The 24164-nt window shown below is 72.4% G+C and carries 25 protein-coding genes and 1 pseudogene; 16 read left to right on the top strand and 10 right to left on the bottom strand.

The genetic code is table 11. The features are described 5' to 3' along the window. Window positions 1–4 precede the first annotated feature (4 nt). Window positions 5–928: a PaaX family transcriptional regulator gene (locus tag ACRAKH_RS04265; protein WP_380725879.1), complete on the bottom strand. Its 924-nt coding sequence runs from the start codon at window positions 926–928 to the stop codon at window positions 5–7. 262 nt (window positions 929–1190) lie between these two features. Here ACRAKH_RS04265 and ACRAKH_RS04270 point away from each other — a divergent pair, with 262 nt between their 5' ends. Then, entirely contained in the window at window positions 1191–1358 is a 168-nt protein-coding gene (locus ACRAKH_RS04270; RefSeq protein ID WP_012783412.1) for a DUF3117 domain-containing protein, read from the top strand. A 148-nt stretch (window positions 1359–1506) separates the two neighbouring features. Further along, a complete protein-coding gene (locus ACRAKH_RS04275) occupies window positions 1507–2955 on the top strand; it encodes a leucyl aminopeptidase family protein (protein ID WP_380725881.1) in 1449 nt (482 codons plus the stop codon). On the opposite strand, the pseudogene ACRAKH_RS04280 reads toward ACRAKH_RS04275, so the two are convergent. From ACRAKH_RS04280 to glgA, 3 genes and pseudogenes are all read right to left on the bottom strand, one after another. Then, a pseudogene (locus ACRAKH_RS04280) lies at window positions 2937–3134 on the bottom strand (LysR substrate-binding domain-containing protein); the annotation flags it as partial. The gene ACRAKH_RS04275 and the pseudogene ACRAKH_RS04280 sit on opposite strands and share 19 nt — an antisense overlap. Window positions 3135–3333: 199 nt before the next feature. Further along, window positions 3334–4692 (bottom strand): hypothetical protein, encoded by a 1359-nt coding sequence (locus ACRAKH_RS04285; protein WP_380725885.1) that lies wholly within the window; start codon window positions 4690–4692, stop codon window positions 3334–3336. A 160-nt stretch (window positions 4693–4852) separates the two neighbouring features. After that, on the bottom strand, window positions 4853–6019 hold the full coding sequence (gene glgA / locus ACRAKH_RS04290; protein WP_380725887.1) for a glycogen synthase: 1167 nt from the start codon (window positions 6017–6019) through the stop codon (window positions 4853–4855). Between the two features lie 104 nt (window positions 6020–6123). Here glgA and glgC point away from each other — a divergent pair, with 104 nt between their 5' ends. Beyond that, window positions 6124–7338 (top strand): glucose-1-phosphate adenylyltransferase, encoded by a 1215-nt coding sequence (glgC, locus tag ACRAKH_RS04295; protein WP_380725889.1) that lies wholly within the window; start codon window positions 6124–6126, stop codon window positions 7336–7338. Between the two features lie 135 nt (window positions 7339–7473). Here the strand turns inward: glgC and ACRAKH_RS04300 are convergent, their stop codons facing one another. After that, window positions 7474–8100, bottom strand: a complete 627-nt coding sequence (locus ACRAKH_RS04300) for an O-methyltransferase (protein ID WP_380725891.1) — start codon at window positions 8098–8100, stop codon at window positions 7474–7476. Between the two features lie 206 nt (window positions 8101–8306). Here ACRAKH_RS04300 and sigE point away from each other — a divergent pair, with 206 nt between their 5' ends. From sigE to ACRAKH_RS04325, 5 genes are all read left to right on the top strand, one after another. Beyond that, window positions 8307–8882: an RNA polymerase sigma factor SigE gene (sigE, locus tag ACRAKH_RS04305; RefSeq protein WP_380725893.1), complete on the top strand. Its 576-nt coding sequence runs from the start codon at window positions 8307–8309 to the stop codon at window positions 8880–8882. Next, window positions 8879–9502, top strand: coding sequence for an anti-sigma factor family protein (locus ACRAKH_RS04310; RefSeq protein ID WP_380725895.1), 624 nt, complete (start codon window positions 8879–8881; stop codon window positions 9500–9502). The genes sigE and ACRAKH_RS04310 overlap by 4 nt, the downstream gene beginning before the upstream one ends. Before the next feature lie 252 nt (window positions 9503–9754). Continuing rightward, window positions 9755–11281 carry a S1C family serine protease gene (locus ACRAKH_RS04315; protein ID WP_380725897.1) on the top strand — a complete coding sequence of 509 codons (1527 nt, stop codon included), beginning with the start codon at window positions 9755–9757 and terminating at the stop codon, window positions 11279–11281. Window positions 11282–11356: 75 nt separating this feature from the next. Further along, on the top strand, window positions 11357–11737 hold the full coding sequence (gene tatB, locus ACRAKH_RS04320; RefSeq protein WP_380725899.1) for a Sec-independent protein translocase protein TatB: 381 nt from the start codon (window positions 11357–11359) through the stop codon (window positions 11735–11737). Window positions 11738–11830: 93 nt separating this feature from the next. Beyond that, window positions 11831–12502, top strand: a complete 672-nt coding sequence (locus ACRAKH_RS04325) for a hypothetical protein (RefSeq protein ID WP_380725901.1) — start codon at window positions 11831–11833, stop codon at window positions 12500–12502. Window positions 12503–12538: 36 nt separating this feature from the next. Here the strand turns inward: ACRAKH_RS04325 and ACRAKH_RS04330 are convergent, their stop codons facing one another. Next, window positions 12539–13708 carry an Mrp/NBP35 family ATP-binding protein gene (locus tag ACRAKH_RS04330; RefSeq protein ID WP_447009641.1) on the bottom strand — a complete coding sequence of 390 codons (1170 nt, stop codon included), beginning with the start codon at window positions 13706–13708 and terminating at the stop codon, window positions 12539–12541. A gap of 97 nt (window positions 13709–13805) precedes the next feature. Between ACRAKH_RS04330 and ACRAKH_RS04335 the strand changes: the two genes are divergently transcribed. Further along, the gene (locus ACRAKH_RS04335) at window positions 13806–14270 is read left to right on the top strand and encodes a MarR family winged helix-turn-helix transcriptional regulator (protein WP_380725905.1); all 465 of its coding nucleotides are present in this window, start codon (window positions 13806–13808) and stop codon (window positions 14268–14270) included. 12 nt (window positions 14271–14282) lie between these two features. Here the strand turns inward: ACRAKH_RS04335 and ACRAKH_RS04340 are convergent, their stop codons facing one another. From ACRAKH_RS04340 to ACRAKH_RS04355, 4 genes are all read right to left on the bottom strand, one after another. Further along, a complete protein-coding gene (locus tag ACRAKH_RS04340) occupies window positions 14283–14840 on the bottom strand; it encodes a DUF1003 domain-containing protein (RefSeq protein ID WP_380725907.1) in 558 nt (185 codons plus the stop codon). Beyond that, window positions 14833–16086: a magnesium transporter MgtE N-terminal domain-containing protein gene (locus ACRAKH_RS04345; protein ID WP_380725909.1), complete on the bottom strand. Its 1254-nt coding sequence runs from the start codon at window positions 16084–16086 to the stop codon at window positions 14833–14835. The genes ACRAKH_RS04340 and ACRAKH_RS04345 overlap by 8 nt, the downstream gene beginning before the upstream one ends. Before the next feature lie 68 nt (window positions 16087–16154). Further along, window positions 16155–17012 (bottom strand): aminoglycoside phosphotransferase family protein, encoded by an 858-nt coding sequence (locus ACRAKH_RS04350; RefSeq protein WP_447009642.1) that lies wholly within the window; start codon window positions 17010–17012, stop codon window positions 16155–16157. After that, a complete protein-coding gene (locus ACRAKH_RS04355) occupies window positions 17009–17344 on the bottom strand; it encodes a hypothetical protein (RefSeq protein ID WP_380724057.1) in 336 nt (111 codons plus the stop codon). The genes ACRAKH_RS04350 and ACRAKH_RS04355 overlap by 4 nt, the downstream gene beginning before the upstream one ends. A gap of 114 nt (window positions 17345–17458) precedes the next feature. Here ACRAKH_RS04355 and ACRAKH_RS04360 point away from each other — a divergent pair, with 114 nt between their 5' ends. From ACRAKH_RS04360 to ACRAKH_RS04390, 7 genes are all read left to right on the top strand, one after another. Continuing rightward, window positions 17459–18418: an HpcH/HpaI aldolase/citrate lyase family protein gene (locus ACRAKH_RS04360; protein WP_380724056.1), complete on the top strand. Its 960-nt coding sequence runs from the start codon at window positions 17459–17461 to the stop codon at window positions 18416–18418. A 108-nt stretch (window positions 18419–18526) separates the two neighbouring features. After that, window positions 18527–18688: a hypothetical protein gene (locus ACRAKH_RS04365; RefSeq protein ID WP_380724055.1), complete on the top strand. Its 162-nt coding sequence runs from the start codon at window positions 18527–18529 to the stop codon at window positions 18686–18688. 281 nt (window positions 18689–18969) lie between these two features. Beyond that, window positions 18970–20166: an acyl-CoA dehydrogenase family protein gene (locus tag ACRAKH_RS04370; protein WP_380724054.1), complete on the top strand. Its 1197-nt coding sequence runs from the start codon at window positions 18970–18972 to the stop codon at window positions 20164–20166. Between the two features lie 234 nt (window positions 20167–20400). Continuing rightward, window positions 20401–20928 (top strand): general stress protein, encoded by a 528-nt coding sequence (locus tag ACRAKH_RS04375; protein WP_380724053.1) that lies wholly within the window; start codon window positions 20401–20403, stop codon window positions 20926–20928. 173 nt (window positions 20929–21101) lie between these two features. Continuing rightward, window positions 21102–22358 carry an ABC transporter substrate-binding protein gene (locus ACRAKH_RS04380; protein ID WP_380724052.1) on the top strand — a complete coding sequence of 419 codons (1257 nt, stop codon included), beginning with the start codon at window positions 21102–21104 and terminating at the stop codon, window positions 22356–22358. Between the two features lie 8 nt (window positions 22359–22366). Beyond that, window positions 22367–23317, top strand: a complete 951-nt coding sequence (locus ACRAKH_RS04385) for a carbohydrate ABC transporter permease (protein WP_380724060.1) — start codon at window positions 22367–22369, stop codon at window positions 23315–23317. Next, a complete protein-coding gene (locus ACRAKH_RS04390) occupies window positions 23317–24162 on the top strand; it encodes a carbohydrate ABC transporter permease (RefSeq protein ID WP_380724051.1) in 846 nt (281 codons plus the stop codon). The genes ACRAKH_RS04385 and ACRAKH_RS04390 overlap by 1 nt, the downstream gene beginning before the upstream one ends. The last annotated feature ends 2 nt before the right edge of the window (window positions 24163–24164 follow it).

The raw sequence follows: 24164 nt of genomic DNA on the forward strand, positions 1-24164 counted from the left end.
CGGGTCAGGGCTGGGCCGGGCTGTGCTGGGCCGGACTGGGCTGGGCCGGACTGGGCTGGGCTGGGCTCGGGTGCGCCGGACCGGCGTCGGCCGGGGTGTGGTCGGCCGGGGTGGTGGGGGCCGGGGTGGTGGGGGCCGGGGTGGCGAGGGCCGGGCCGGCGAGGCTGTCGTCGACGAACCTGGCCACCGCGGGCGCGAGCCGGTTCGTGTGCCGGTCGAAGAACTCCGCCGCGCCCGTGCCCGGCCAGTCGGCGGGCAGCAGCTCGCGCGGGAGGCCGGGGTCGCGGAACAGGAACTTGCGCCAGGCGTGCAGGAACCGCTGGGACGCCGCGAACGCCGCCGCGGGCGACGTACCGTCCACAGCGGACACCACCGGCTCCCACTCCGCCACGAACCGGGCGTAGTCGCGGCCGAGCGTCGCCAGGTCCCAGGCCCGTCCGGCCAGCTCCGCCGGGTCGCCCTCGTGCTCGCCGCGGAACGCGCTCGCCCGGACGCCCTCGCCCTCCAGCACGTCCGCCAGCTCGGGCGACGGGCGCGGTGCGATCCACGTCACGGGTCCGAGCGCGCCGTAGCCGAGCAGTTGCAGCGAGGAAGCGAGCCGGTCGCGCGCCTCGCGGGCGGGCAGCTCCTCCAGCACCACGACGTGCCACCGACCGTCCCACGTGGACGGCCGGGTGCGGTAGATGCGGGCCGCGGCCTCGTCCAGCCGCCTTTCCGCGCGGGGTGTCATCGCGTAGCCGGGGCCGTCCGGCAGGCGGACGGGTTCGAGCCAGCCCTGGCGCACCGTGCGCGACACCGCGGTGCGCACGGCGGGCGCGGCGAAGTCCAGCGGCTCCAGCAACCGGACCAGGGCGGCGATCGTCGCGGCGCCGCCCCGCTCGCGCAGGTGGCCGCCGTAGACGTCGAAGAGCGCGGAACGGGCTCGCACGAGAGCCGAGTCTGTCAGGGCGACCCCGCGACACGCCACAGAGCGGCGATCGGTCACGACCAGGTGACGGTCGCGGGCGGGCGCGGAAGTCGTTGCGGCACGGCGATCCTGGGCGTGAACTGCGGCTCCGTGAAGATCGCCAACCGGTCGCGGACGGGTCGGAAAGATCGGTTCGGTTTCGCTGCCGAGTCCGCATAGGGGAGAATGGGCGGAGTATCCGGCCCTGGTCGGACGGGGAAGATGTTGACGGAGGGAGCACGCGATGGCGGCCATGAAGCCCCGGACCGGCGACGGTCCCCTCGAGGTGACCAAGGAGGGGCGCGGCATCGTGATGCGCGTTCCGCTCGAGGGTGGTGGCCGCCTCGTCGTCGAGATGTCGGCGGACGAGGCCAACGCCCTGGGCGACGCCCTCAAGGCAGCCGCCGGCTGACCAGCCGGAACGAGACAGCGTCGAGCCCCGGTTTCCACAGTGGAACCGGGGCATCGCTACGTCGTGACGGCCCAGGTCACCTGTGACGCCACCGGCCCGGTGTGACCTGACCCACCCTGTCCCAGAAACCCCACCGGGAGGTTCCCCCGTGCGAGCGCCCCTGCCCACCCCGCTGGTCACCGTCGAGGTGGCCGACACCCTCCGGCGAGGTGTGCCCGCGGTGCTCGTCGCGTTCCCCGGCGACCCGGTCCGGTTCGGGCCGGGTGCGGAGGAGGCCCCCGACCTGGACGTGGACGACGTGTCCGGCAAGGCGGGGTCGACGTCGCGGCAGGGGCGGACGTGGGTCGTCGGCGTGGGCGACGGCGGGGCGGGCGACTGGCGCAAGGCCGGCGCGTCGCTGGTCCGGGCCCTGCACGCGGACGCGGAGAAGGCGGGCGGGACGACGTTCGACGTGCGGCTGCCCGCCGACGTGACCGCCGACGCGGTGGCCGCGTTCACGCTCGGCGCGGCCGTGGGCGGCTACCGGTTCAAGGTCACCGGCGAGGACCCGCCGAAGCGGGTGAGGTCGTTGCGGCTGGTCGCGGCCGACCCGGCGCTGGCGGAGGTCGTGCGGAAGGCGAACGCGCTGGCTGCCGCGACGTCGCTGAGCCGCGACCTGGCGAACACGCCGTCCAACGTGAAGGACCCGTCGTGGCTGGCCGCGGCGGCGGCGAAGGCGGCGCGGGCCGTGCCGGGCCTGGGCGTCGAGGTGCGGGACGAGCGGTGGCTGGCCGAGCAGGGCTTCGGCGGTGTGCTGGCGGTGGGCGGCGGGTCGTCGCGCCCGCCCCGGTTCATCGAGCTGACCTGGCCGGGCACGGCCGCCGGGCAGCCCCACCTCGTGCTGGTCGGCAAGGGCATCACGTTCGACACCGGCGGCATCTCGATCAAGCCCGCCGAGGGCATGCACCTGATGCGCACCGACATGTCCGGCGGCGCGGCGGTGGTCGCGGCCCTGGTCGGCGTCGCGACGCTCGGCCTGCCCGTGCGGGTGACCGGCCTGGTGCCCGCGGCGGAGAACCACGTGTCCGGGTCGGCGTACCGGCCGGGCGACGTGATCCGCCAGTACGGCGGCACCACGACCGAGGTCACGAACACCGACGCCGAGGGCAGGCTGGTGCTGGCCGACGCGCTGGCGTACGCGGTGCGGAACCTGGCGCCGGACGTCCTGGTCGACGTGGCCACGCTGACCGGCGCGATGAAGGTCAGCCTCGGCCTGCGCACCGGCGGCCTGTTCGCCACCGACGACGACCTGGCCGCCCGCGTCGCCGAGGCGGGCGCGCGGGTCGGTGAGGCCTGGTGGCGCATGCCGCTGCTGGACCACCTGGCGGACGACGTGCGCAGCGACATCGCCGACGTCCGGCAGTGCCCGCCGGGGCCGGGCGGCATCACCGCCGCCCTGTTCCTGCGCGAGTTCACCGGCGACGTGCCGTGGGCGCACCTCGACATCGCCGGCCCCGCGCGGGCCGACAAGGTGTACGACGAGGTCGTGGCCGGCGCGACGGGCTTCGCGGCCCGCACCCTGATCGAGCTGGCCGAGGGCTACGCGCCCAGCGCGTGATCCCGGAACGCCCGCACGGCGGGTGGGAGCGGGACGTCGGCGGGCCAGACCAGCGCGATCTCCCGACCCGCCCGCGGCGTGAGGGAGATCTCCGGCAGCCCCGACGGCGAGTCGGCGTGGGGCAGCAGCGCCACGCCGAGGCCCGCCGCGACGAGGCCGCGCACGGTCTCGGTCTCCTGGCTGGGTCGGCGCGAGGGCGTCCCGGCAGGCGCGGGGGCAGGCGCCGGGCGTGTACCTGTTCGCCTTCTACGTCGGCAGCAGCACGGGCGGCACGGCGGGCAGCGTCGCGCACCAGGCGCACGGCTGGTCCGGCCTGGTCGTGCTGGTCACCGCCTGGCTTGCCCTGGCGGCGCTCGCCGCCGTCCTCGCCCACCGGGGTCAGAAGTCGAGCGGCACCTCCGCCGCCTCGCCGCCGGTGACGGCGACCGTGCCCAGCTGCGGGAGGGCCACGGTCCCCGAGGTGACCGCGAACGTCACCGACCGGACGTCCTCCGGCACCTCGTACACGACCGCCACCGGGAACGTCTCCCCGCCGTAGCGCGCGCCCACCTGACGGGCCTGCGCGCCGTCCGGCAGGGTCACCGCCACCAGCGGCGCCGTGACGCCCGCGCCCAGCACGGTCGGCACGTCGTGGCCCACCAGCCGCAGCTCCAGCAGCGCCTTCCCGGCGGCGGCCGTGGCCAGCTCGTACTGCCCGTCGGACGACACGGGCCGCTGCCGCCCCAGCCGGGCCCGGATCACCTCCAGCGACCCCGCCCGCCCGGCGGCGCCGACCGACACGGGCGTGGACACCGACATCGACTCCGGCCCCGGCGCGCGCCGCAGCACGTGCGGCACGTCGCCGAGCGCCCGGCCGGACGGCACCTCGACCCGCTGCTGGAGCGACTTCGCCCCCACGGTGTCGAGCACCAGCGACTCCGGCTGGCCCGTGACCGGCACCGTGTAGACCACCAGCACCGAACCCCGCTCCGGCAGCCGGTCGTCGGGCAGCCGGTGCCGCCGACCCGGCACGTCCAGCGCCAGCTCCGGCAACTGCGGCAGCCAGCCGCGCCACGGCGTCTGGCCGAACGCCGAGTCGACCACGCTGTGCCGCGTCACGTGCAGCCGCAGGACCCGCAGCGCCACCCCGTGCTCGGCCCGCAGGTCACCCTCCGCCGTCGGCCACACCGCGGGCGCCGAGTAGCCCGTCACCCGGACTTCGAGCTGGTCGTCCCGCACCACCGCCGACGCCGCGTCCAGCGCCTGGCCGTCGTCGGGCAGCACGGCCAGGAAGTCCGGCCCCGCCGCGCCGACGCCCTGGTCGGCGACGGTCTCCCGCCCGTCGGTGCGCACCAGCTTCCCCACCGGCGTGCTCCGCGACCCCTGCGGCGGCACCTGCGCCGGCTGCACCTCCAGCCGGATGCCGGACCCGTTCTGGTCCACCTGCTTCAGCGGCACGGGCACCCAGTCGGTGGTGGCGGCCGTGCCGGGCACCTGCACCGGACCGCACCACAGCCTGGTGTCGATCTCGAACGCCCGGCCCGTGCGGGCGAACCAGCAGCTCACCGGGTCGTGGCCGGTGCGGGCGACGTACCCGAACGACAACGTGTAGCTCAGCTCGGCCTCGGCCCGCGCCTGCAGGCCGGGCGCGTCCAGCACCTCTTTCCCCTCGATGGTCAACCGGACCTGCTCGGCGCTGAACGCCGGCGTGGCGCACCCGCCGGCCGCCAGCGCGAGCAGGAGCACAAGCCACCGCATACCGCCCCCAGTAGTCGCCCCCACCCCTTAAAGGCGATCGCCACCCCGTCCGGTTGCATCCGGCACGAGGTGGCGCGCGTCACACTGCGGTGTTCAACGATCGCTCAACGGTGTTCAGGGGGGTCAGAGGCCAGGAGGACCAGGGGTCAGAAGTCAGGGGTCAGCGGGTCGGCGAGGCCAGCGCGGCCCGGTAGACGTCCACGGTCTGCTCGGCCACGGTCGCCCACGAGAACTCCTCGACCGCCCGCTCCCGGCCGGCCGCGCCGAACGCCGCCGCCCGCTCCGGGTCGCCCAGCACCTCGTTGACCGCGTCCGCCAGCGCCGTCCGGTACGCCTCCACGTCCTTCTCGTCGTAGTGCACGAGCAGGCCGGTGCGCCCGTGGTCGACGACCTCCGGGATGCCGCCCACGTCGGACGCCACCACGGCCGTCCCGCACGCCATCGCCTCCAGGTTCACGATGCCCAGCGGCTCGTACACCGACGGGCACACGAAGACCGTCGAGTGGCTCAGGATCTGCCGCACCTCGGCCGGCTGGAGCATCTGCTGGATCCAGAACACCCCCGGCCGGGACGCCGCCAGCTCCGCCACCGCGAGCCGCGTCTCCTCGGCGATCTCCGGGGTGTCCGGTGCGCCCGCGCACAGCACGATCTGCGCGTCCGGCGAGAACCGGTGCGCGGCCGCGACCAGGTGCCCGACGCCCTTCTGCCGCGTGATCCGCCCCACGAACGTCACGATCGGCCGGTGCGGGTCGATCCCGTGCCGGACCAGCGCGTCCGTCTCCGCCACGGGGTGGTAGGCCGCCGTGTCGATGCCGTTGCGGACCACGTGCACCCGTGCCGGGTCCAGCGCCGGGTAGCAGTCGAGCACGTCGGCCCGCATGCCCTCGCTGACCGCGATCACGGCGTCCGCCGCCTCGTACGCGGTGCGCTCCACCCAGGACGAGACCCGGTAGCCGCCGCCCAGCTGCTCGGCCTTCCACGGCCGGCGCGGCTCCAGCGAGTGCGCGGTCACCACGTGGGGTATGCCGTGCAGCAGTTTGGCCAGGTGACCGGCCATGTTGGCGTACCAGGTGTGGGAGTGCGCGAGCTGCGCGTCACCCAGGGCGGCGGCCATCTCCAGGTCCACCGACAGCGTGGCCAGGGCGGCGTTCGCCTGCTCCAGGCCGTGCGCCGGGTTGTGCGCCCTGGCGTCCGCGCGCGGCCCGCCGAAGGCGTGCACGTCCACGTCGACCAGTTCGCGCAACCTCGGCACCAGGAAACCGACGTGCACCCCAGCTCCGCCGTAGACCTCCGGCGGGTACTCCCGTGTCAGCAGTCCAATTCGCACGGCGCTCACCGTAACCCCGCGACCGGGGGCAGCCGGGTGAACAAGTCGAGTTTGCGTTACTTCGCCGTTGGTGGGCCGGTGCTCACCCGGTTAGGGTCGTTCCTGTGAAAGGGCAACCGCATGTTCTAGGAATTGTCCTCGCCGGTGGCGAAGGCAAACGGTTGTGGCCGTTGACCGCCGACCGGGCAAAGCCGGCGGTGCCCTTCGGCGGTAACTACCGGCTGGTGGACTTCGTCCTGTCCAACCTGGTGAACGCGGGTTTCGTCAAGCTCTGCGTGCTCACCCAGTACAAATCCCATTCCCTGGACCGCCACATCTCCACGACGTGGCGCCTGTCCAATGTGCTCGGCCAGTACGTCACGCCGGTGCCGGCGCAGCAGCGGCTGGGCCCGCGCTGGTACACCGGCAGCGCCGACGCGATCTTCCAGAGCCTCAACCTCGTCAACGACGAGAAGCCGGAGCACGTGATCATCTTCGGCGCGGACCACGTCTACCGGATGGACCCCGGCCAGATGGTGGACCAGCACGTCGAGACGGGCGCCGGCGTCACCGTCGCCGGCATCCGGGTGCCCCGGGCCGAGGCGAAGGCGTTCGGGTGCATCGACTCCGACGAGTTCGGCCAGATCACCCGGTTCCTGGAGAAGCCGTCGGACCCACCGCACGTGCCCGGTGACCCCGAGGTCACCTTCGCGTCGATGGGCAACTACGTGTTCACCACCGAAGCGCTGATCGACGCGTTGCGCGCGGACGCGGCCAACCCCGATTCCGACCACGACATGGGCGGCGACATCATCCCGATGCTCGTCGACCAGGGGCAGGCCCACGTCTACGACTTCGCCGACAACCAGGTGCCGGGCGAGTCCGACCGGGACCGCGGGTACTGGCGCGACGTGGGGACCATCGACGCGTACTACGAGGCCCACATGGACCTCGTGTCGGTGCGCCCGGTGTTCAACCTCTACAACCAGGCGTGGCCGATCCGGACCGCGACCCCGCCCCTGCCGCCGGCGAAGTTCATCGCGGGCGGCAGCGCCGAGGACTCCATGGTGGGGCCGGGCTCGATCATCTCCGGCACCATCCACGGCTCGGTGATCAGCTCGGACGTCGTCGTGGAGTCGGGGTCCGTGGTGCAGGGCAGCGTGCTGCTGCCGGGCGTGCGGATCGGTCGCGGCGCGGTCGTGCGGCGGGCGATCCTGGACAAGAACGTCGTCGTGCCCGACGGCGCGCTGATCGGCGTGGACCCGGCGACGGACCGGCAGCGCTACACCGTGTCGGCGGGCGGCGTGACGGTGCTCGGGAAGGGCGTCACGGCGGACTGAGGCCGGTCGGGGGCCGCCCTCGCGGCGGTCCCCGGCGCCCGGCCGCGCGGTGTGCGCGCGTCCGTCCGAGCCGCCGGCCACATCGGCGGGGCTTTTCACCCACAAGGGTGACGCCGATCGGGTGGTCGGGACCGGTCAGGCGACCTTCGCGGCCACCAGCAGCCCGTCGCCCAAGGGCAGGATCACCGGCACCAGCCGGTCGTCCTCCCGCACCGCGCGCGCCACGTCCCGCATCGCCGTCGTGTCCGGGTCGCGGTGCGCCGGGTCGACCACGCGGCCGTGCCAGAGCACGTTGTCGAACGCGATGACGCCGCCCGGCCGCAGCAGCCGCACGCCCTCGGCCAGGTACTTCGGGTACTCGGCCTTCGCCGCGTCCACGAACACCAGGTCGTAGGCGCCGTCGGTCAGCCGGGGCAGCACCTCCAGCGCCTGGCCCATGATCAACCGGGTGCGCGAGACCGCGATGCCGGCCTCCGCGAACGCCACCCTGGCCGCCCGCTGGTGCTCCGGCTCCACGTCGATCGAGGTCAGCACCCCGGCCGCGGGCATGCCGCTGAGCAGGTACAACGCGCCGACACCGGCGCCGGTGCCGATCTCCACCACGGCCTTGGCCTGCAACGCCGCGGCGAGGAACCGCAGCGCCGCGCCGCCGCCGGACCCGATCGGCACGCACCCCAACTCGACGCCACGAGCCCTGGCGGCCGTGATCACGGCGTCCTCGGGCAGGTAGCGCTCCACGTACTCGCGCGTCGGCGCATCCACACCCGAAGGCTAACGCCGCCGGCGGCGATCCGGGCGGGATCGGCAGGCAACCCGGATTCTCAGCCTGCTCTCAGCCGACTCTCACGATGGTTATAAGCGGACCGGTCAGTCTGGTTCCAGCGCACGACCAACGGGAACACGTGAGGGCAGCCGAACGTTGACCCGTGCAGCAGGGCAGCAGCCCAGTGGAGGTGCTTAACCGCCCGATGCCAACGCAGCCGACCGCCGTACCCAACGCGCCCATCGAGGACGCGGACTGGATCGCGCCCTCGTGGGACCAAGTGGTGCGCGACCACGCCGACCGGGTGTACCGGCTGGCCTACCGCCTGACCGGCAACCAGCACGACGCCGAGGACCTCACCCAGGAGACGTTCATCCGGGTGTTCCGCTCCCTCGCGTCGTACAAGCCGGGCACGTTCGAAGGCTGGCTGCACCGCATCACCACCAACCTCTTCCTCGACATGGCCCGCCGCCGCTCGCGCGTGCGGATGGAGGCCCTGCCGGAGGAGACGGACCGCATCCCCGGCGACGACCCGACGCCCGAGGAGATCTACGACGACACGCACCTCGACCCGGAGCTCCAGGCCGCGTTGGACGAGTTGCCGCCGGAGTTCCGGGCCGCCGTCGTGCTGTGTGACGTGGAAGGGCTCTCCTACGAGGAGATCGGCGCCACGCTCGGCGTCAAACTCGGTACCGTGAGGAGCAGGATCCACCGGGGCCGCCAGGCCCTGCGGGTCGCACTGGAACGCCGTCGGGGTCTGGCTCAGGAGGACTCTGCATGACCGACCTGCGAGGTTGGCAACTGCCCGAGCAGCACCTGCTGCCCGACGCGGTCGTCGCCTTCGTCGACGGCGAGCTGTCCGCCTCGGCGCACAACCGGGCGGCCGCGCACCTCGCGCGCTGCCCGTTCTGCGCGGCCGAGGCCTACTCCCAGCAGCAGGCTCGTTCCGCGGTCCGCGCCGCCGACGCGCCGTGCGCGCCCGCCGGCCTGCTCGCCAGGCTGGGCGCGATCCCGCAGGAAGTGGAACTGCCCAGCGCGCCCGACGGCCTCGCGGTCACCGAGGACGGCCAACTCGTCACCGTGCAGCGGCCCGACCGGGTCGCGTTCGGCAGCGGACCCGTGTTGGGGCAGAGCCGCCCTTTCGGAACCAGCGGCGGTAGCCGCTTCGGGACCGGTTTCTTCGGCGGCAAACGCGCGCGCCAGGGCGCCGGTGTCGTCGTGTCCGGGCTCATGCTCGGTGCGCTCGCCCTGGTCGCACCCGGCAGCGAGGACCACTCGCCCACGCCCGCCCAGGGCAACACCCCGCCGCCGCCCGTCGTCGCGCCGTCGTCGTTGACCGCTGCCGAGCAGGAGCGGGCGGACGTGCTGCGCCCCGTGGCGAACACCGTCCTCGGCCGCTGACGCCGTTCCGGCCGAACCACCGCTCCGGGCCGAACCGCCGTTCCGGCGGACCACCGTTCCGGCGGACCACCGTTCCGGGCCAACCGCCACTCCGGGCGATGCCACCGGCCCGGCCCGGACCCACGCCTGGTCACCGGCCGCCCGCCGACCCGCTGACGGCAACTTCACCGGTGACGAGGCACGATTGCCCCGCGACAACCGTGGTGTGACGACTCATGGTGTGACGACTGGTGTGACGACGTGCGGGGAGCGATGAGCGAGCCAGAGCAGGGCAACGGGACTCCCAGGTCCGGTGTGGACGACGGGGTGCACCGCAGGCTCGCGCCGCGTCCCCTGGACCGCCCGCCCGTGGACCCCGGCCAAGCCGCCGTGTTCGGCCGACCGCAGGGCGTGCCGGGCGCGTTCTCCGCCGACCGTCCGAACCTCAACGGCAACGGCCAGGTCCGGCTCGCGCCGCCGCCGCCCGAGGCGCTGTCCACGGCGTTCGGCCGCCCTCAAGGCGACAGCGCCACCCGCTTGCAGCGCCCGCCGGTCGACCTGAACGGCGAGCCCGAGGTGGAGCCCGTCTTCTGGGAGGGCAAGCCCGCGGGCGACGCGTGGCGCGACCCCGGGGCGTCGGCCGTCATCGGCCCGCCCGCCGTCACCGAGGAACCCGACACCGAACCCAAGCCCGAGGCGCGGCCCGGCCCGCAGCTCAGCGTCCCCGAGCTGCTGTTCGGGCGGCGCGTCAAGCCGATGGCCCTGGTGTTCCTGCTGGTCGCGGCCCTGCTGGTCGGCACGGGCGGCGGCGTCGTCGGCTGGCTGCTCGGCCGGATGGGCAACCCGCTCACCGACGGCGGCGTCACGCTCGCCGAGGTCAAGCCCGGCAAGGAACGCCCCGTCGGGTCGGTCGCCGACATCGCGCAGCGCGTCACGCCCAGCGTCGTGTCGATCGAGTTCAAGGGCGCGAACGTGGCGGGCGTCGGCTCCGGCGTGGTGATCGACGGCGAGGGGTACATCCTCACCAACGACCACGTCGTCGCGCCGGCGGCGCAGGACACGTCCGCGAAGCTGACCGTCGTCTTCACCGACGGCAAGCGGGCCGTGGCGCAGATCGTCGGCCGCGACTCCAAGACCGACCTCGCGGTGATCAAGGTCGACGTGGAGAACCCGACCGTGCTGCAGTTCGGCGACTCGGACGACCTGGCCGTCGGCGACACCGTGCTGGCCATCGGCTCCCCGCTGTCGCTGTCGAACACGGTGACCGAGGGCATCGTCAGCGCCCTGCACCGACCCGTGACGGCGGCGGGCGAGAACGGCGGTCCGCAGGTCACCTACGACGCGATCCAGACCGACGCGGCCATCAACCCCGGCAACTCGGGCGGCGCGCTCGTCGACTCGTCCGGCGCGCTGGTGGGCATCAACTCGTCGATCCGGACCGAGACCGGCGGCTCGGTCGGCCTCGGGTTCGCCATCTCCGGCAACTACGCGCGCCGGGTCTCGCAGGCGTTGATCCGCGATGGCCAGGTGAAGCACGCGGACATGAACATCAACGTGCGCTCGGCGTCGGCGGAGACGGCCGAGGGCGCGCAGGTGCAGAACGTCCCCGAGGGCGGCGCGGCGGACGCGGCGGGTATCGAGGAGGGCGACGTGATCACGCGCGTCGGCGACCGGGTGGTGCGCAACGCCGCGGAGTTGACCGTTGCCGTAAGGGACCGTGAAATCGGCGAGACGGTGCCGGTCGTGCTGGCCAGGCAGGGTCGGGAGCTGACCGTGCAGGTGACCCTGAGGTCGGACTGACGGCTACGCTGGCAACCGGGCCGGGGTCCGGGCGTCGGGGTTCGGCCGGCTGGGCGCGGAAGGTGGGGCACGCGGGTGTTCGACAGCATCGGATGGGTTGAGATCCTCATCATCATCGTCGCGGGCCTGTTCATCCTGGGGCCCGAACGACTGCCCTCGGCCGCCGCGTGGGTCGGCAAGACCGTCCGCCAGGTGCGCGACTACGCGACCGGCGCGCGGGAGCAGCTGAAGCAGGAGATGGGGCCGGAGTTCGAGCAGCTCCGCAAGCCGCTGGAAGACCTCCGCGAACTCCGCAACTTCGACCCGAAGCGCGCGATCACCAAGCACCTGTGGGACGACGACCCGGCGGAGAAGCCGAACGGCCACCCGGCCGTCCCGCCGTCCTCCGCCCAGTCCACCCGCGACCGCCCCCTCCAGCAGGGCGAGCGCCCGCCGTACGACCCGGACGCCACCTGACGCGAGCGGGCTCGGGTCGACCAGTCGGGGTGAAGGTCGCGAGCGGCGGCGCCGGGGCCGGCACTCGACCGGGGTGAGCACGGAGGTAGTCGAGTGGAAGGGCCCTGGACCAGGGCAGGGGCGGTGGCGGGCCTGGGGGCCTTGGTCGTGGGCGCCATGGCGCTGGTGGTCGCGATCCTCGCTTGGCTGCTCCCGCGGCAACCCGCCGCGCCACCACCCGCCACCTCTCAGCCCGCCACGTCACCGCGGCCGGCCGGGTCGCAGTCGGACGACAAGAGGCTCGACGTGAAGGTCGCACCGTCGTCCTACGACGTCGCAGCCTCCTGGTGGCAGCCCGACGGACCCGGCTACGAATCCCGCAGGGACCTGCCGGAGACGGAGGGCGTGACCCACGCCCACGCCTACGGCAACTCCGTCGGTTCGTTCGTGTACCGGGTGACCCTCGGCGAGTTCGAGGGCGGACAGGTCGAGCTCTCGGCGCGACTCTCCGCCGACACCCAGTACCAAACCGACAGCGAGGACCAGCGCACGGACGTCACGGTGATCGTGAACGGCACCCGCCTGCCATCCCGACGCGTGATGCCCGACGACGGGAGCGGCGCCCACTACCGGTGGCGGTTCGACGCCTCGGCGCTCCGGCGCGGCGAGAACACGATCGAGTTCGCCGTCGAGCGTGGCGCGGAGTTCGCCAACGGTCTGGCGATCTACGGTGGCGCCATCGCCGACGGGGAAGTCGACGAGCACATCACGCTTCGCGGCGAGTAGCGAGCGGCGATCACCCGCGAACCGCACCCGTGGGCGTCAGCGGCCGGCCGGCGAGACGTTCAGCAGGCGACCGGCCAGCCCGCGCGAACGGGTCGACAGCTTGCCCGCCACCGTCGTCAGCACCTGACCGGCGGCCGACTCCGGGTGCGCCAGCACGATCGGCGTGCCCGAGTCGCCCTGCTCGCGGAGCCGCGGGTCGAGCGGGACCTGGCCCAGCAGCGGCACGTCCGAGCCGACGGCCTTGGTCAGCGAGTCGGCCACGGCCTGCCCGCCGCCGGAGCCGAACACGTCCATCCGCGTCCCGTCCGGCAGCTCCAGCCACGACATGTTCTCGATCACGCCGGCGATCCGCTGCCGCGTCTGCAACGCGATCGACCCGGCCCGCTCGGCCACCTCGGCCGCCGCCTGCTGCGGCGTCGTCACGACCAGGATCTCCGCGTTGGGCACCAGCTGGGCCACCGAGATGGCGATGTCACCGGTGCCCGGCGGCAGGTCGAGCAGCAGCACGTCGAGGTCGCCCCAGAACACGTCGGCCAGGAACTGCTGCAACGCCCGGTGGAGCATGGGGCCGCGCCAGACGACCGGCGTGTTGCCCGGCGTGAACATGCCGATGGAGATCAGCTTCACGCCGTGCGCCTGCGGCGGCATGATCATCTTCTCGACCTGGGTCGGCTTGCCGTCCGTGCCGAGCATCCGCGGGATCGAGTGGCCGTAGATGTCGGCGTCCACCACACCGACGGACAGCCCTCGCGCCGCCATCGCGACGGCCAGGTTCACCGTCACCGACGACTTGCCGACGCCGCCCTTGCCCGACGCCACGCAGTAGACCCGCGTCAGCGAGCCGGGCTGGGCGAACGGGATCACGGGCTCCTCGACGCCGCCGCGCAGCGACTTGCGCAGCTCGGTGCGCTGCGCGTCGCTCATCACGTCCAGCTCGACGCGGACGGCGGACACGCCGTCGAGCGCGGACACGGCGGACGTCACGTCGGCGGTGATCTTGTCGCGCAGCGGGCAGCCGGAGACGGTCAGGTACACCGCCACGTCCACGATCCCGTCGTCACCGACCACGACGCCCTTGACCATGCCCAGGTCGGTGATGGGACGCCGGATCTCCGGGTCCTGCACACCGGCCAACGCCTTCTGCACGTCGTCAACGGAAGGAAGAGTCACTGGAAGCGCCTTCGAAAGATGTGGTGGGACCGCCATGCTACGGCGGGCCGTGCACCTCCAAGCTACCGGTTGGTCACCTCCGTTCCGGGGGCAGCGCGAAGCCGGTTGCGTGCTTTCCGTAACATTGGTGTCCGTGCCGGAAACCGGATCTGCCCGGTTGCCCACCCGTACCGAGCTGGGGGTGTGGCGATCCTTCCTCCGGGCGCACGCGCGGCTCACTCGGGTCCTGGAAGCCGAGCTGATCGCCGAGCAACGCCTGTCGCTCGCGGCCTACGACGTCCTGGTGCAGCTCGCCGAGGCGCCGCAGCACCGGCTGCGGATGACCGAACTGGCGGACGCCGTGCTGCTGTCCCGGTCGGGCGTGACGCGACTGGTCGACCGGCTGGAACGCGCCGGCCTCGTGCTGCGGGAACGCGCCGACGGCGACGGGCGCGGCGTGGTGGCGGTGCTCACCCCGCAGGGCCTCGACCGGCTGCGGGTCGCGTCCGGCACGCACCTCACCGGCGTGGCGCGGCACTTCGCGGAGGCGTTCAGCCACGCCGAGCTCGAGGCCTTCGGCCGAGCCTGCGACCGGTTGGGCTCCGACGACGAGTCGTGACGGCCGCCGCGCCTACGTCGGCACGTCGTCCTTGACCGCGCCCTTCGCCTCTTTGCCCCCGCCGCCCCCGCTGCCGCCACCGCCGCCGCCGTCCTTGGCGGGGCGCTTGCGCTGCTCGCGGAACACGCGTTCCAGCTCGCTGCGCAGGTAGTCGCGGGTCGCCACCTCGCCAACGGCGAGCCGCAGCGCGGCCAGCTCGCGGGCCAGGTACTCGGTGTCCGCCTTCGTCTGCGCGGCCCGCGCCCGGTCCTCCTCCAACGACACCCGGTCGCGGTCGTCCTGCCGGTTCTGCGCCAGCAGGATCAGCGGCGCGGCGTACGCGGCCTGGGTGGAGAACGCCAGGTTGAGCAGGATGAACGGGTACGGGTCCCAGCGCAGCGTCACCGCGAACAGGTTCAGCGTGATCCACACGATCACCAGCAGCGTCTGCCAGAACAGGAACTTGCCGGTGCCGAGGAACCGGGCCAGCCGCTCGGAGAACCGGCCGAACGCCTCCGGGTCGAGCGACAGCCGGAACCGGCCGGGCGTGCGCGGCTGGTCGAGCCGCCGGCGCGGCAGCAGCTCAGGCATGGGTCAGCCCCGTCTCGCGCCAGTTCGCGGGCAGCAGGTGGTCCAGCACGTCGTCCACGGTGACCGCGCCGATCAGGTGGTCGCTCTCGTCGACGACCGGCCCGCAGACGAGGTTGTAGGCGGCGAAGTAGCGGGTGACGTCGCTCAGCGACGCGTTCGGCGACAACGTCGCCAGGTCCAGGTCCAGGACGCCCGCGACCAGGTCGGACGGCGGTTCGCGCAGGAGCCGCTGGATGTGCACGCACCCCAGGTACCGGCCGGTCGGCGTCGCGGTCGGCGGCCGGCACACGAACACCATGCTGGCCAGCGCGGGCGTCAGGTCCGGGTTGCGCACGTGCGCGAGCGCCTCGGCGACCGTCGCGTCCGGCGACAGCACCACCGGCTCCGGGGTCATCAGGCCGCCCGCCGTGTCGTAGCTGTACTCCAGCAGCCGCCTGACCGGCGCGGACTCCTCCGGCTCCATCAGCTCCAGCAACCGGTCCTTCTCCACCTCGGGCAGCTCGGCCAGCAGGTCCGCCGCGTCGTCCGGGTTCATCGCCTCCAGGATGTCCGCGGCGCGCTCGTCGTCGAGGTGCGCGAGCAGGTCCTTCTGGTCCTCCTCCGCCATCTCCTCCACCACGTCGGCGAGGCGCTCGTCGTCCAGCGCCTCGGCCACCTCGTACCGGCGCTTCAGCGGCAGGCTGTGCAGGGCCAGCGCCACGTCGGCGGCGCGCATCGTCTCGAAGATCGCCACCAGGTGCTGCGCGCCCTGCGGCTGACCTGCGAGTTCGGTCACCGACAGCCCGGTCAGCTCCTCCCAGCGCAGCACCTGCACCGGTCCGCGCCTGGCCAGCCGCCCGGTGCGCTCCTGCACGGCCACCCGCGTCATCCGCCAGTCCCTGGTCCGGGTCGGTTCCATCGCGGCGTCGACCAGCACCGCGGACGCGCCGGTGGTGAGCGTGACGCGGGCGTCGAGCAGCTCGCCGACCACCAGCACCTCGTTGGTGCGCTGGTGGAACTGGCGCAGGTTGACCGAGCCGGTGGCGAGCGTCACGGCGTTCGGCTCGATCGACGTGACCCGCAGCATCGGCACGAAGATGCGCCGCCGGGTGGCCAGTTCGAGCACCAGCCCGAGGACGCGCGGCGGCTGGCGGTCCACCCGCAGGCCGATGACCAGGTCACGGACCTTGCCGATGGACTCGCCGTCGGGCCCGAACACGGGCAGCCCGGCGAGTTGAGCGGCGAAGACCCGGTTCACGGCGACCACGTGATCAGGCTAGTCCGCCGCACGCCCCGCCGCTGCGTTCCACAGTGGACGGGCCGCCGTCCCCGGGATCACGGGCGGAAGGCGTCGGCGATGGCGGCGCTCGTGGCGGCCAGGTGGGCCTCGCCCGCGTCCAGGCACCACAACCAGGTGTCCACGGCCCGGTAGAACGTCCAGGCGCGGGCCCTGGCGGCGTCCAGCTCGCCGATGTCGCACAGCGCGGCGAACCGGTCGCGCAGCCCGCGTTCGCCGTCCAGCTCGCCGAACCTGTTCCACAGCAACGGGATCACGCCGAACTCGGGGTCGCCGGACAGCGGTTTCGGGTCGATCATCAGCCACGGTTCGCGCTCGCCGCGCAGCACGTTGGCGTAGTGCAGGTCCTCGTTGACGAGGGTCCGCGCCGCGCTGCCCGCCAGCGCCCGGCCCAGCTCGGCGGCCCGGTCGACGTCCGCGGCCGGCACGGGTCCGCCCAGGGCGGCGTTCTCCGCGGCCAGGTCGCCGGGCTCGTGCCGGCGGAACTCGGGCCCCGCCGGGACGCGCAGCCCGCGCAGCAGCCCGCCGGTGACGGCCAGCGCCTCCTCGACCGGCACGTCCAGCAGCGTCCGCGTGTGGTCGAGGCGTTCCAGCAGCAGCGCGCCGTGCTCGTCGTCGTGGTCCAGCAGCCGCACCACGCCCTCGCCGCGCCACGCGGCGAGCGCCAGGGGCTCCTGCCGGGTCTCGTCGTCCAGCCAGGTCAGCTTCAGCACGGCCGGGTGGCCGTCGGCGCGGCGGACCGGGAGGACGACGGCGACGTAGCCGTGCATCAGGTCGCCGTCCGGGGTGAGGTCCCAGCGGGCGCAGAACTTCGTGGCCAGCGCGGGGAGCGTGGCGCGCCACGACAGCGCCTCCTCGCCCAGGTGCACCGCGAAGTCGTCCGGGACGGTGATCACCGGAACTCCAGCCGGTAGACCGACTCCCACTCCGCCCGGCCGTTCAGCCGGGCCGCCCGCAACGCCGCCGCGTCGTCGTCGCCGAGGTCCGCCCGCCGCGCCGTCGCCGGGGCGTCCACCAGGTGCGAGTGCGTGGTGGGGGAGCGGACCGTCACCGTGCACGCCACGCCGTCGTCGAGGCCCGGCACGTCCTGCTCCGTGCCGCCGACGGCCACCAGCACCGCGCCGTCCCGCCACAGCGCCCACACCAGCCGCGGCTCGTGACCGGACGGCGTGACCCAGAGCGCGGCGGCCTTGCGCAGCGCGTTGTCCAGCACCTGCTCGATCTCCACCGGTTCAGCCTGCCACGGGCCTGTGAATCGTGACTCACGAAATAGCGGGCGGCACAGGTGCGTGCCACCCTTCGCACGACAGGAGTTACCGGCCGGTACGAGGAGGTACCCCCAGTGGTCGACCAGCAGCGTCCCCGTCGCTCGTGTCTGGCCGTGCCCGGATCGAGCCAGAAGATGATCGACAAGGCGCGCACGCTGCCCGCGGACCAGGTGTTCCTCGACCTGGAGGACGCGTGCGCCCCGCTCGCGAAGCCCGGCGCCCGCAAGACCATCGTGGCTTCGCTGAACGAGGGCGGCTGGGGCTCGCGCGCCCGAGTCGTGCGGGTCAACGACTGGACCACCGAGTGGACCTACCGCGACGTCACCGAGGTCGTGGAGGGCGCCGGCGCGAACCTGGACTGCATCATGCTGCCCAAGGTGCAGACCGCGGAGCAGGTGCACGCGCTCGACCTGCTGCTCACCCAGATCGAGAAGACCATGGGGTACGAGGTCGGCCGCATCGGCATCGAGGCGCAGATCGAGAACGCCCTCGGCCTGATCAACGTCAACGCGATCGCCACCGCGTCCCCGCGGGTCGAGACGATCATCTTCGGCCCGGCCGACTTCATGGCGTCGATCAACATGAAGTCCCTGGTCGTCGGCGAGCAGCCGCCCGGCTACGACGTCGGCGACGCGTACCACTACATCCTGATGCAGATCCTCATGGCGGCGCGGGCGCACGACAAGCAGGCCATCGACGGCCCGTACCTCCAGATCCGCGACGTCGACGGCTTCCGCCGCGTGGCCGGCCGCTCGGCCGCCCTGGGCTTCGACGGCAAGTGGGTCCTGCACCCCGGCCAGATCGACGCGGCGAACGAGGTGTTCAGCCCCAAGCAGGACGACTACGACCACGCCGAGAACATCCTCGACGCGTACGACTACTTCACGTCCGAGGCGGGCGGCAAGCGCGGCGCCGTGATGCTCGGCGACGAGATGATCGACGAGGCGTCCCGGAAGATGGCGCTGGTCATCTCGTCCAAGGGACGTGCCGCCGGCATGACCCGCACGAACGTGTGGTCGCCGCCGGAGGGGTGACGCGGCGTGCCGGCGGGGTCACGGGCTGGTGGCCCCGCCGGTGAGCATTCACACAAGTCGCGCTCCCGAGTGGCGATCACCGGGTGGGCCGTGTGCATGGTGGTGGGCGTGCCCCGACACCGAGCCGTCCGCAGGCGTCTGTTCCAGCGCCGCCACGACGACCTGCTGCAGCGCAGCTTCCGCCCCTGCCCCGCGTGCTCCGAAGACGTCCACGTCTTCTCCGAGGTCTGCCGCAAGTGCGGCCACGAGATAGAACTGGTCCGCGCCTGACCGCCCTCCGACCGCGGCCTGAGGGTCGCGGCTGCCCACTGCCCGATCGTCCGCCGCCGGCCGCCTGACCGCCGTGCCACCGCCGCGCGACCGCCGGCCACCCGTCGCCTGGCCCGGTTCCGCGTCCAAGTCCCTCGCCGCCGGCGCCTGACGTCCTCGGCGCGGCGCAGGCGTTCCGCTGTTTCGGTTCAGCGCGTGGCGAGGAGCACCTTTCGTAGCGCGAACGCGCGTTAACCGCGCCATACTCGCCGGTAACCCGAGAGCTACGAAGGGAAACCGCGATGGCGCGCCTGGCCCGGACCGCAGGACTGACCGACGTCCAGGAGGAGATCCTGTCGACGGTGCGCACCTTCGTGGACAAGGAGATCATCCCGCACGCCCAGGCGCTGGAGCACGGTGACACGTACCCGGCCGACATCGTCGAGGGCATGAAGGAGATGGGCCTGTTCGGGCTCACCATCCCCGAGGAGTTCGGCGGGCTCGGCGAGTCCCTGCTGACCTACGCCCTGGTCGTGGAGCAGATCGCGCGCGGCTGGATGTCGGTCTCCGGCGTGATCAACACGCACTTCATCGTGGCGCACATGCTGAAGCAGCACGGCACGCCCGAGCAGCAGCAGAAGTACCTGCCCCGGATGGCGACGGGCGAGGTGCGCGGCTCGTTCTCCATGTCCGAGCCGGAACTGGGCTCCGACGTCGCCGCGATCCGCACCCGCGCCACCCGCGACGGCGACGACTTCGTCGTCAACGGCCAGAAGATGTGGCTGACCAACGGCGGCACGTCCAACCTCACCGCCGTGCTGGTCAAGACCGACGAGGGCGCGGAGAAGGCGCACCGGAACCTCACCACGTTCCTGGTGGAGAAGCCCGAGGGCTACGGCGAGGTGCTGCCCGGCCTCACCATCCCCGGCAAGATCGACAAGATGGGCTACAAGGGCGTCGACACCACCGAGATGGTGTTCGACGGCTTCCGGATCGGCGCGGACCAGGTCCTCGGCGGCCGCACCGGCCAGGGCTTCCGGCACATGATGGACGGCGTCGAGGTCGGCCGGGTCAACGTGGCGGCGCGGGCGTGCGGCATCGCGCTGCGGTCGTTCGAGCTCGCCATCGAGTACGCCCAGCAGCGCAAGACGTTCGGCAAGCCGATCGTGGAGCACCAGGCCATCGCGTTCAAGCTCGCCGAGATGGCCACGAAGGTCGAGGCCGCCCACCTGATGATGGTCAACGCGGCCCGGTTGAAGGACTCCGGCGCGCGCAACGACGTCGAGGCCGGCATGGCGAAGCTCATCGCGTCCGAGTACTGCGCCGAGGTGACGCAGGAGGCGTTCCGCATCCACGGCGGCTACGGCTACTCCAAGGAGTACGAGATCGAGCGCCTGATGCGCGAGGCCCCGTTCCTGCTCATCGGCGAGGGCACCAGCGAGATCCAGAAGACCATCATCAGCCGCGGCCTCCTGCGCGACTACCAGTCCCGCGGCTGACGCACGGCCCGTCGCGCGGCTGACGCACGGCCCGCGGTCCACCGGCAGGCGAGCCCGTCGCCGGTGGACGGCGGGCCGCCGGCCCTGTACCCCCGAACAGCCGCCCCGGCCCGCGCGTACGCCGCACCCGGCCCCGCCGGAGTCACGTTCGCGTCAGTTTCCCGTCACCCGTTTCGCACTGTTCGCCCCGTGTTGGCAGGATGGGGAGATCAGCACCGCGAAGAGGTGGTCACCGTGACGAGTTCCTTCTCCGGCCAGAACCGACCCGGCGTGCCTCCCCGGCTGCCCACCCCGCCCACCGGTTGGCCCATCGGTTCGTACAGCACGTACGAGGAGGCGCAGCGCGCGGTCGACTTCCTGGCCGACGGCGACTTCCCCGTCCAGGAGGTCACGATCGTCGGCGTGGACCTGATGCTCGTCGAACGGGTCACCGGCAAGCTCACCTGGGGCCGGGTGCTGGGCACCGGCGCGGCGTCCGGCGCGTGGTTCGGCCTGTTCGTCGGCGTCCTGCTCAGCCTGTTCAACACCACGCCCGCCTCCAGCCTCGGCCCGATCGTGGTCGGCCTGGTCGTCGGCATCGCGTTCGGCCTCATCTTCGCCGCCGTCGGCTACGGCTCGGCGCGCGGCAAGCGCGACTTCCAGAGCGCGAGCCAGCTCGTCGCGGGCCGCTACGACGTGCTGTGCCAGCCGCGCTCGGCCGAGCGCGGCCGCGACCTGCTCGCCCGGCTCGCCATGCGCCCGTCGGACGCGAAGCAAGACTGAGGTTTGATTTCCCACCCCATCGGGTAAGGCCGTTCCGGGCTCCGGTGGTTGCGGCACCTGATCACCGGGCCTACGTTCGTTCCACCGGTCGACCTGCACTTCGACCGGTGGGCACGACGAGGTGCCGGGCGCTGCGGTCTGGCTCCTCCGTTGTCGGGAAGGAGGCAGGACCGATGAGGGGCAAGGGTCATCGGTTGGCCGCCGCAGGGGGCGCCGCGCTGATCGCGACGTCCGTGCTGGCGGGCTGTGGTTCGGGTGACGGCGGGATCACCATCAACGTCTACAAGTACCCGCAGGAGAACTTCCAGAAGATCGTCGACAACTGCAACTCGGCGGCTGACGGCTACCGGATCGTCTACCACAAGCTCCCGCGCGAGGCCGACGGCCAGCGCGAGCAGATGGTCCGCAGGCTCGCCGCCGAGGACACCGGCATGGACGTGCTGGCGCTGGACGTGACGTGGACCGCGGAGCTGGCCAAGGCGGGCTGGATCAAGGAGTTCACCGGCGAGGCGAGGACGCGGGTCGAGGACGGCACGCTGGAGACACCGCTGGAGACCGCCCGGTACGAGGGCAGGCTGTACGGCGCCCCGGACAACACGAACGTCCAGCTCCTGTGGTACCGCAGCGACCTGGTGCCGACCCCGCCGAAGACGTGGGACGAGATGATCGACCAGGGTTCCGCCCTCGAAGGGGACGGCAACCCGGACACGCCCGGCCTGGTGGCGGCGCAGGGCAAGCAGTACGAGGGCCTGGTCGTCCTCTACAACACGCTGGTCAACTCCGCGGGCGGCCAGATCCTCGACGAGAACGGCACCAAGGCCGTGGTGGACGACGGCGCGGTGAAGGCGCTCGAGGTGCTGAAGAAGTTCGCCACGTCCGACGTGGTCGACCCGTCGTTCTCCAACGCCGCCGAGGACGACGCCCGCCTGGCCATGGAGGGCGGCAAGGCCGCGTTCATGCTGAACTGGCCGTACGTCTACGCCGCCGCGCAGGAGAAGCCGGACTTCGCGAAGAACCTCGCGTGGGCGCCGTACCCGTCGATCGACGGCGACGGGGCCGAGGTCACGGTGGGTGGCATCAACTACGCCGTCAGCGCGTTCACGCAGCACCCCGAGGAGTCGTTCGACGCGGTGATGTGCTTGCGCAGCGCGGAGAACCAGAAGTTCGCCGCCATCAACGACGGCGTGCCGCCGACCATCGAATCGGTCTACCAGGACCCGGAGATGGCGAAGCCGTACCCGATGAAGGAGGCGATCCTGGAGACGTTGAAGAACGCGAGCGCGCGCCCGCGCACCCCCGCGTACCAGAACGTCTCCACGGTGATCTCCACGATCCTGTCGCCGCCGTCGGGCATCGACCCGCAGCGGACGGCGGACCGGCTCCGGTCGGAGCTGCAGGACGCGCTCGACTCGAAGGGGGTGCTGCCGTGAGCCACGCGGTGAACCACGCGCCGACCGACGCGGAGGCGCCCGACCCGAAGCTGTCGCCGCGGGCGAAGGCCGCCCTGAGCGAGGGCAAGAAGGCGGAACGGCGGCTCGGCCTGATGCTGTGCGCGCCCGCGATCCTCATCATGGCCGCGGTGGCGGGCTGGCCGATCATCTACTCGGTCTGGCTGTCCCTGCAGCGCTACGACCTGAAGTTCCCGGACCGCACCGAGTTCGTCGGGCTGGAGAACTACGCCACCGTGCTGTCCAACCCGTACTGGTGGAACGCCATGTGGGTGACGGTGCTGATCACCGTCGTGTCCGTGGCCGTCGAGCTCGTGCTCGGCATGGCCCTGGCGCTGATCATGCACCGCACGCTGGTCGGCCGCGGCATCGTGCGCACGTCCACGCTGATCCCGTACGGCATCGTCACGGTCGTCGCCGCGTTCTCGTGGCGCTACGCGTGGACGCCGGGCACCGGCTACCTGGCCGAGACGCTCGCGGGCGGCGAGCCGGTGCTGACGGAGAAGATCCCGGCGATCATGGTGGTGACGCTGGCCGAGATCTGGAAGACCACGCCGTTCATGGCGTTGCTGCTGATGGCGGGCCTGGCGCTGGTGCCGGACGACCTGCTGAAGGCCGCCGCGATGGACGGCGCGTCGGCGTGGCAGCGGTTCACCAAGGTGATGGTGCCGGTGATGAAGCCGGCGATCCTGGTGGCGCTGCTGTTCCGCACGCTCGACGCGTTCCGCATCTTCGACAACCTGTTCGTGCTCACGGCGGGCTCGCAGGGCACGTCGTCGGTGTCGATGCTGACCTACAACAACCTGATCAAGGGCCTGAACCTGGGCATCGGCTCCACCATGTCGGTGCTGATCTTCATCGCGGTGGCGATCATCGCGTTCGTGTTCGTGAAGCTGTTCGGCACCGCCGCTCCCGGCGGCGACGGCGGGGGGAGGCGCTGATGGCGGGCATCGGCGGGGCGGTGACCACGGGCCGCAAGGCGCGCTGGACCGTCCTCAACATCCTCGTGGTGGCGTACGCGCTGGTCCCGGTGCTGTGGATCGTGTCGCTGTCGTTCAAGACCAAGGAAACCCTGGCCGACGGCAACTTCATCCCCCGGCAGTGGACGTTCGACAACTACAAGGCGATCTTCTCGACCACGGAGTTCGTCCGGGCGCTGGTCAACTCGATCGGCATCGCGCTGATCGCCACGGCCGTGGCGGTCGTGTTCGGCACGATGGCCGCGTACGCGATCGCCCGGCTCGACTTCCCCGGCAAGCGGCTGCTGGTCGGGGTGTCGCTGCTGATCGCGATGTTCCCGCAGATCTCGCTGGTCTCGCCGCTGTTCGAGATCGAGCGGACGCTGGGCCTGTTCGACACCTGGCCCGGCCTGATCCTGCCGTACATCACGTTCGCGCTGCCGCTGGCGATCTACACGCTGTCTGCGTTCTTCCGGGAGATCCCGTGGGAGCTTGAGAAGGCGGCGAAGATGGACGGCGCGACGCCCGGTCAGGCGTTCCGCCGGGTCATCGCGCCGCTGGCCGCGCCGGGCGTGTTCACCACGGCCATCCTGGTGTTCATCTTCTGCTGGAACGACTTCCTGTTCGCGATCTCGCTGACCTCCACCGAGCAGTCCCGCACGGTGCCGGTCGCGCTGTCGTTCTTCACCGGCAGCTCGCAGTTCGAGGACCCGACCGGGTCGATCGCCGCCGCCGCGGTGGTGATCACCATCCCGATCATCCTCTTCGTGTTGTTCTTCCAGCGTCGGATCGTCGCCGGGTTGACCTCCGGCGCCGTCAAGGGGTGAAG

The sequence above is a fragment of the Saccharothrix hoggarensis genome (genome assembly GCF_052936025.1).

Coding starts and splice junctions, on each gene's coding strand:
- ACRAKH_RS04270 (WP_012783412.1), top strand. CDS start 1,191: ATGGCGGCCATGAAGCCCCGGACCGGCGACGGTCCCCTCGAGGTGACC.
- ACRAKH_RS04285 (WP_380725885.1), bottom strand. CDS start 4,692: ATGCGGTGGCTTGTGCTCCTGCTCGCGCTGGCGGCCGGCGGGTGCGCC.
- sigE (WP_380725893.1), top strand. CDS start 8,307: ATGCCAACGCAGCCGACCGCCGTACCCAACGCGCCCATCGAGGACGCG.
- ACRAKH_RS04310 (WP_380725895.1), top strand. CDS start 8,879: ATGACCGACCTGCGAGGTTGGCAACTGCCCGAGCAGCACCTGCTGCCC.
- ACRAKH_RS04315 (WP_380725897.1), top strand. CDS start 9,755: ATGAGCGAGCCAGAGCAGGGCAACGGGACTCCCAGGTCCGGTGTGGAC.
- ACRAKH_RS04330 (WP_447009641.1), bottom strand. CDS start 13,708: ATGGCGGTCCCACCACATCTTTCGAAGGCGCTTCCAGTGACTCTTCCT.
- ACRAKH_RS04340 (WP_380725907.1), bottom strand. CDS start 14,840: ATGCCTGAGCTGCTGCCGCGCCGGCGGCTCGACCAGCCGCGCACGCCC.
- ACRAKH_RS04370 (WP_380724054.1), top strand. CDS start 18,970: ATGGCGCGCCTGGCCCGGACCGCAGGACTGACCGACGTCCAGGAGGAG.
- ACRAKH_RS04380 (WP_380724052.1), top strand. CDS start 21,102: ATGAGGGGCAAGGGTCATCGGTTGGCCGCCGCAGGGGGCGCCGCGCTG.
- ACRAKH_RS04390 (WP_380724051.1), top strand. CDS start 23,317: ATGGCGGGCATCGGCGGGGCGGTGACCACGGGCCGCAAGGCGCGCTGG.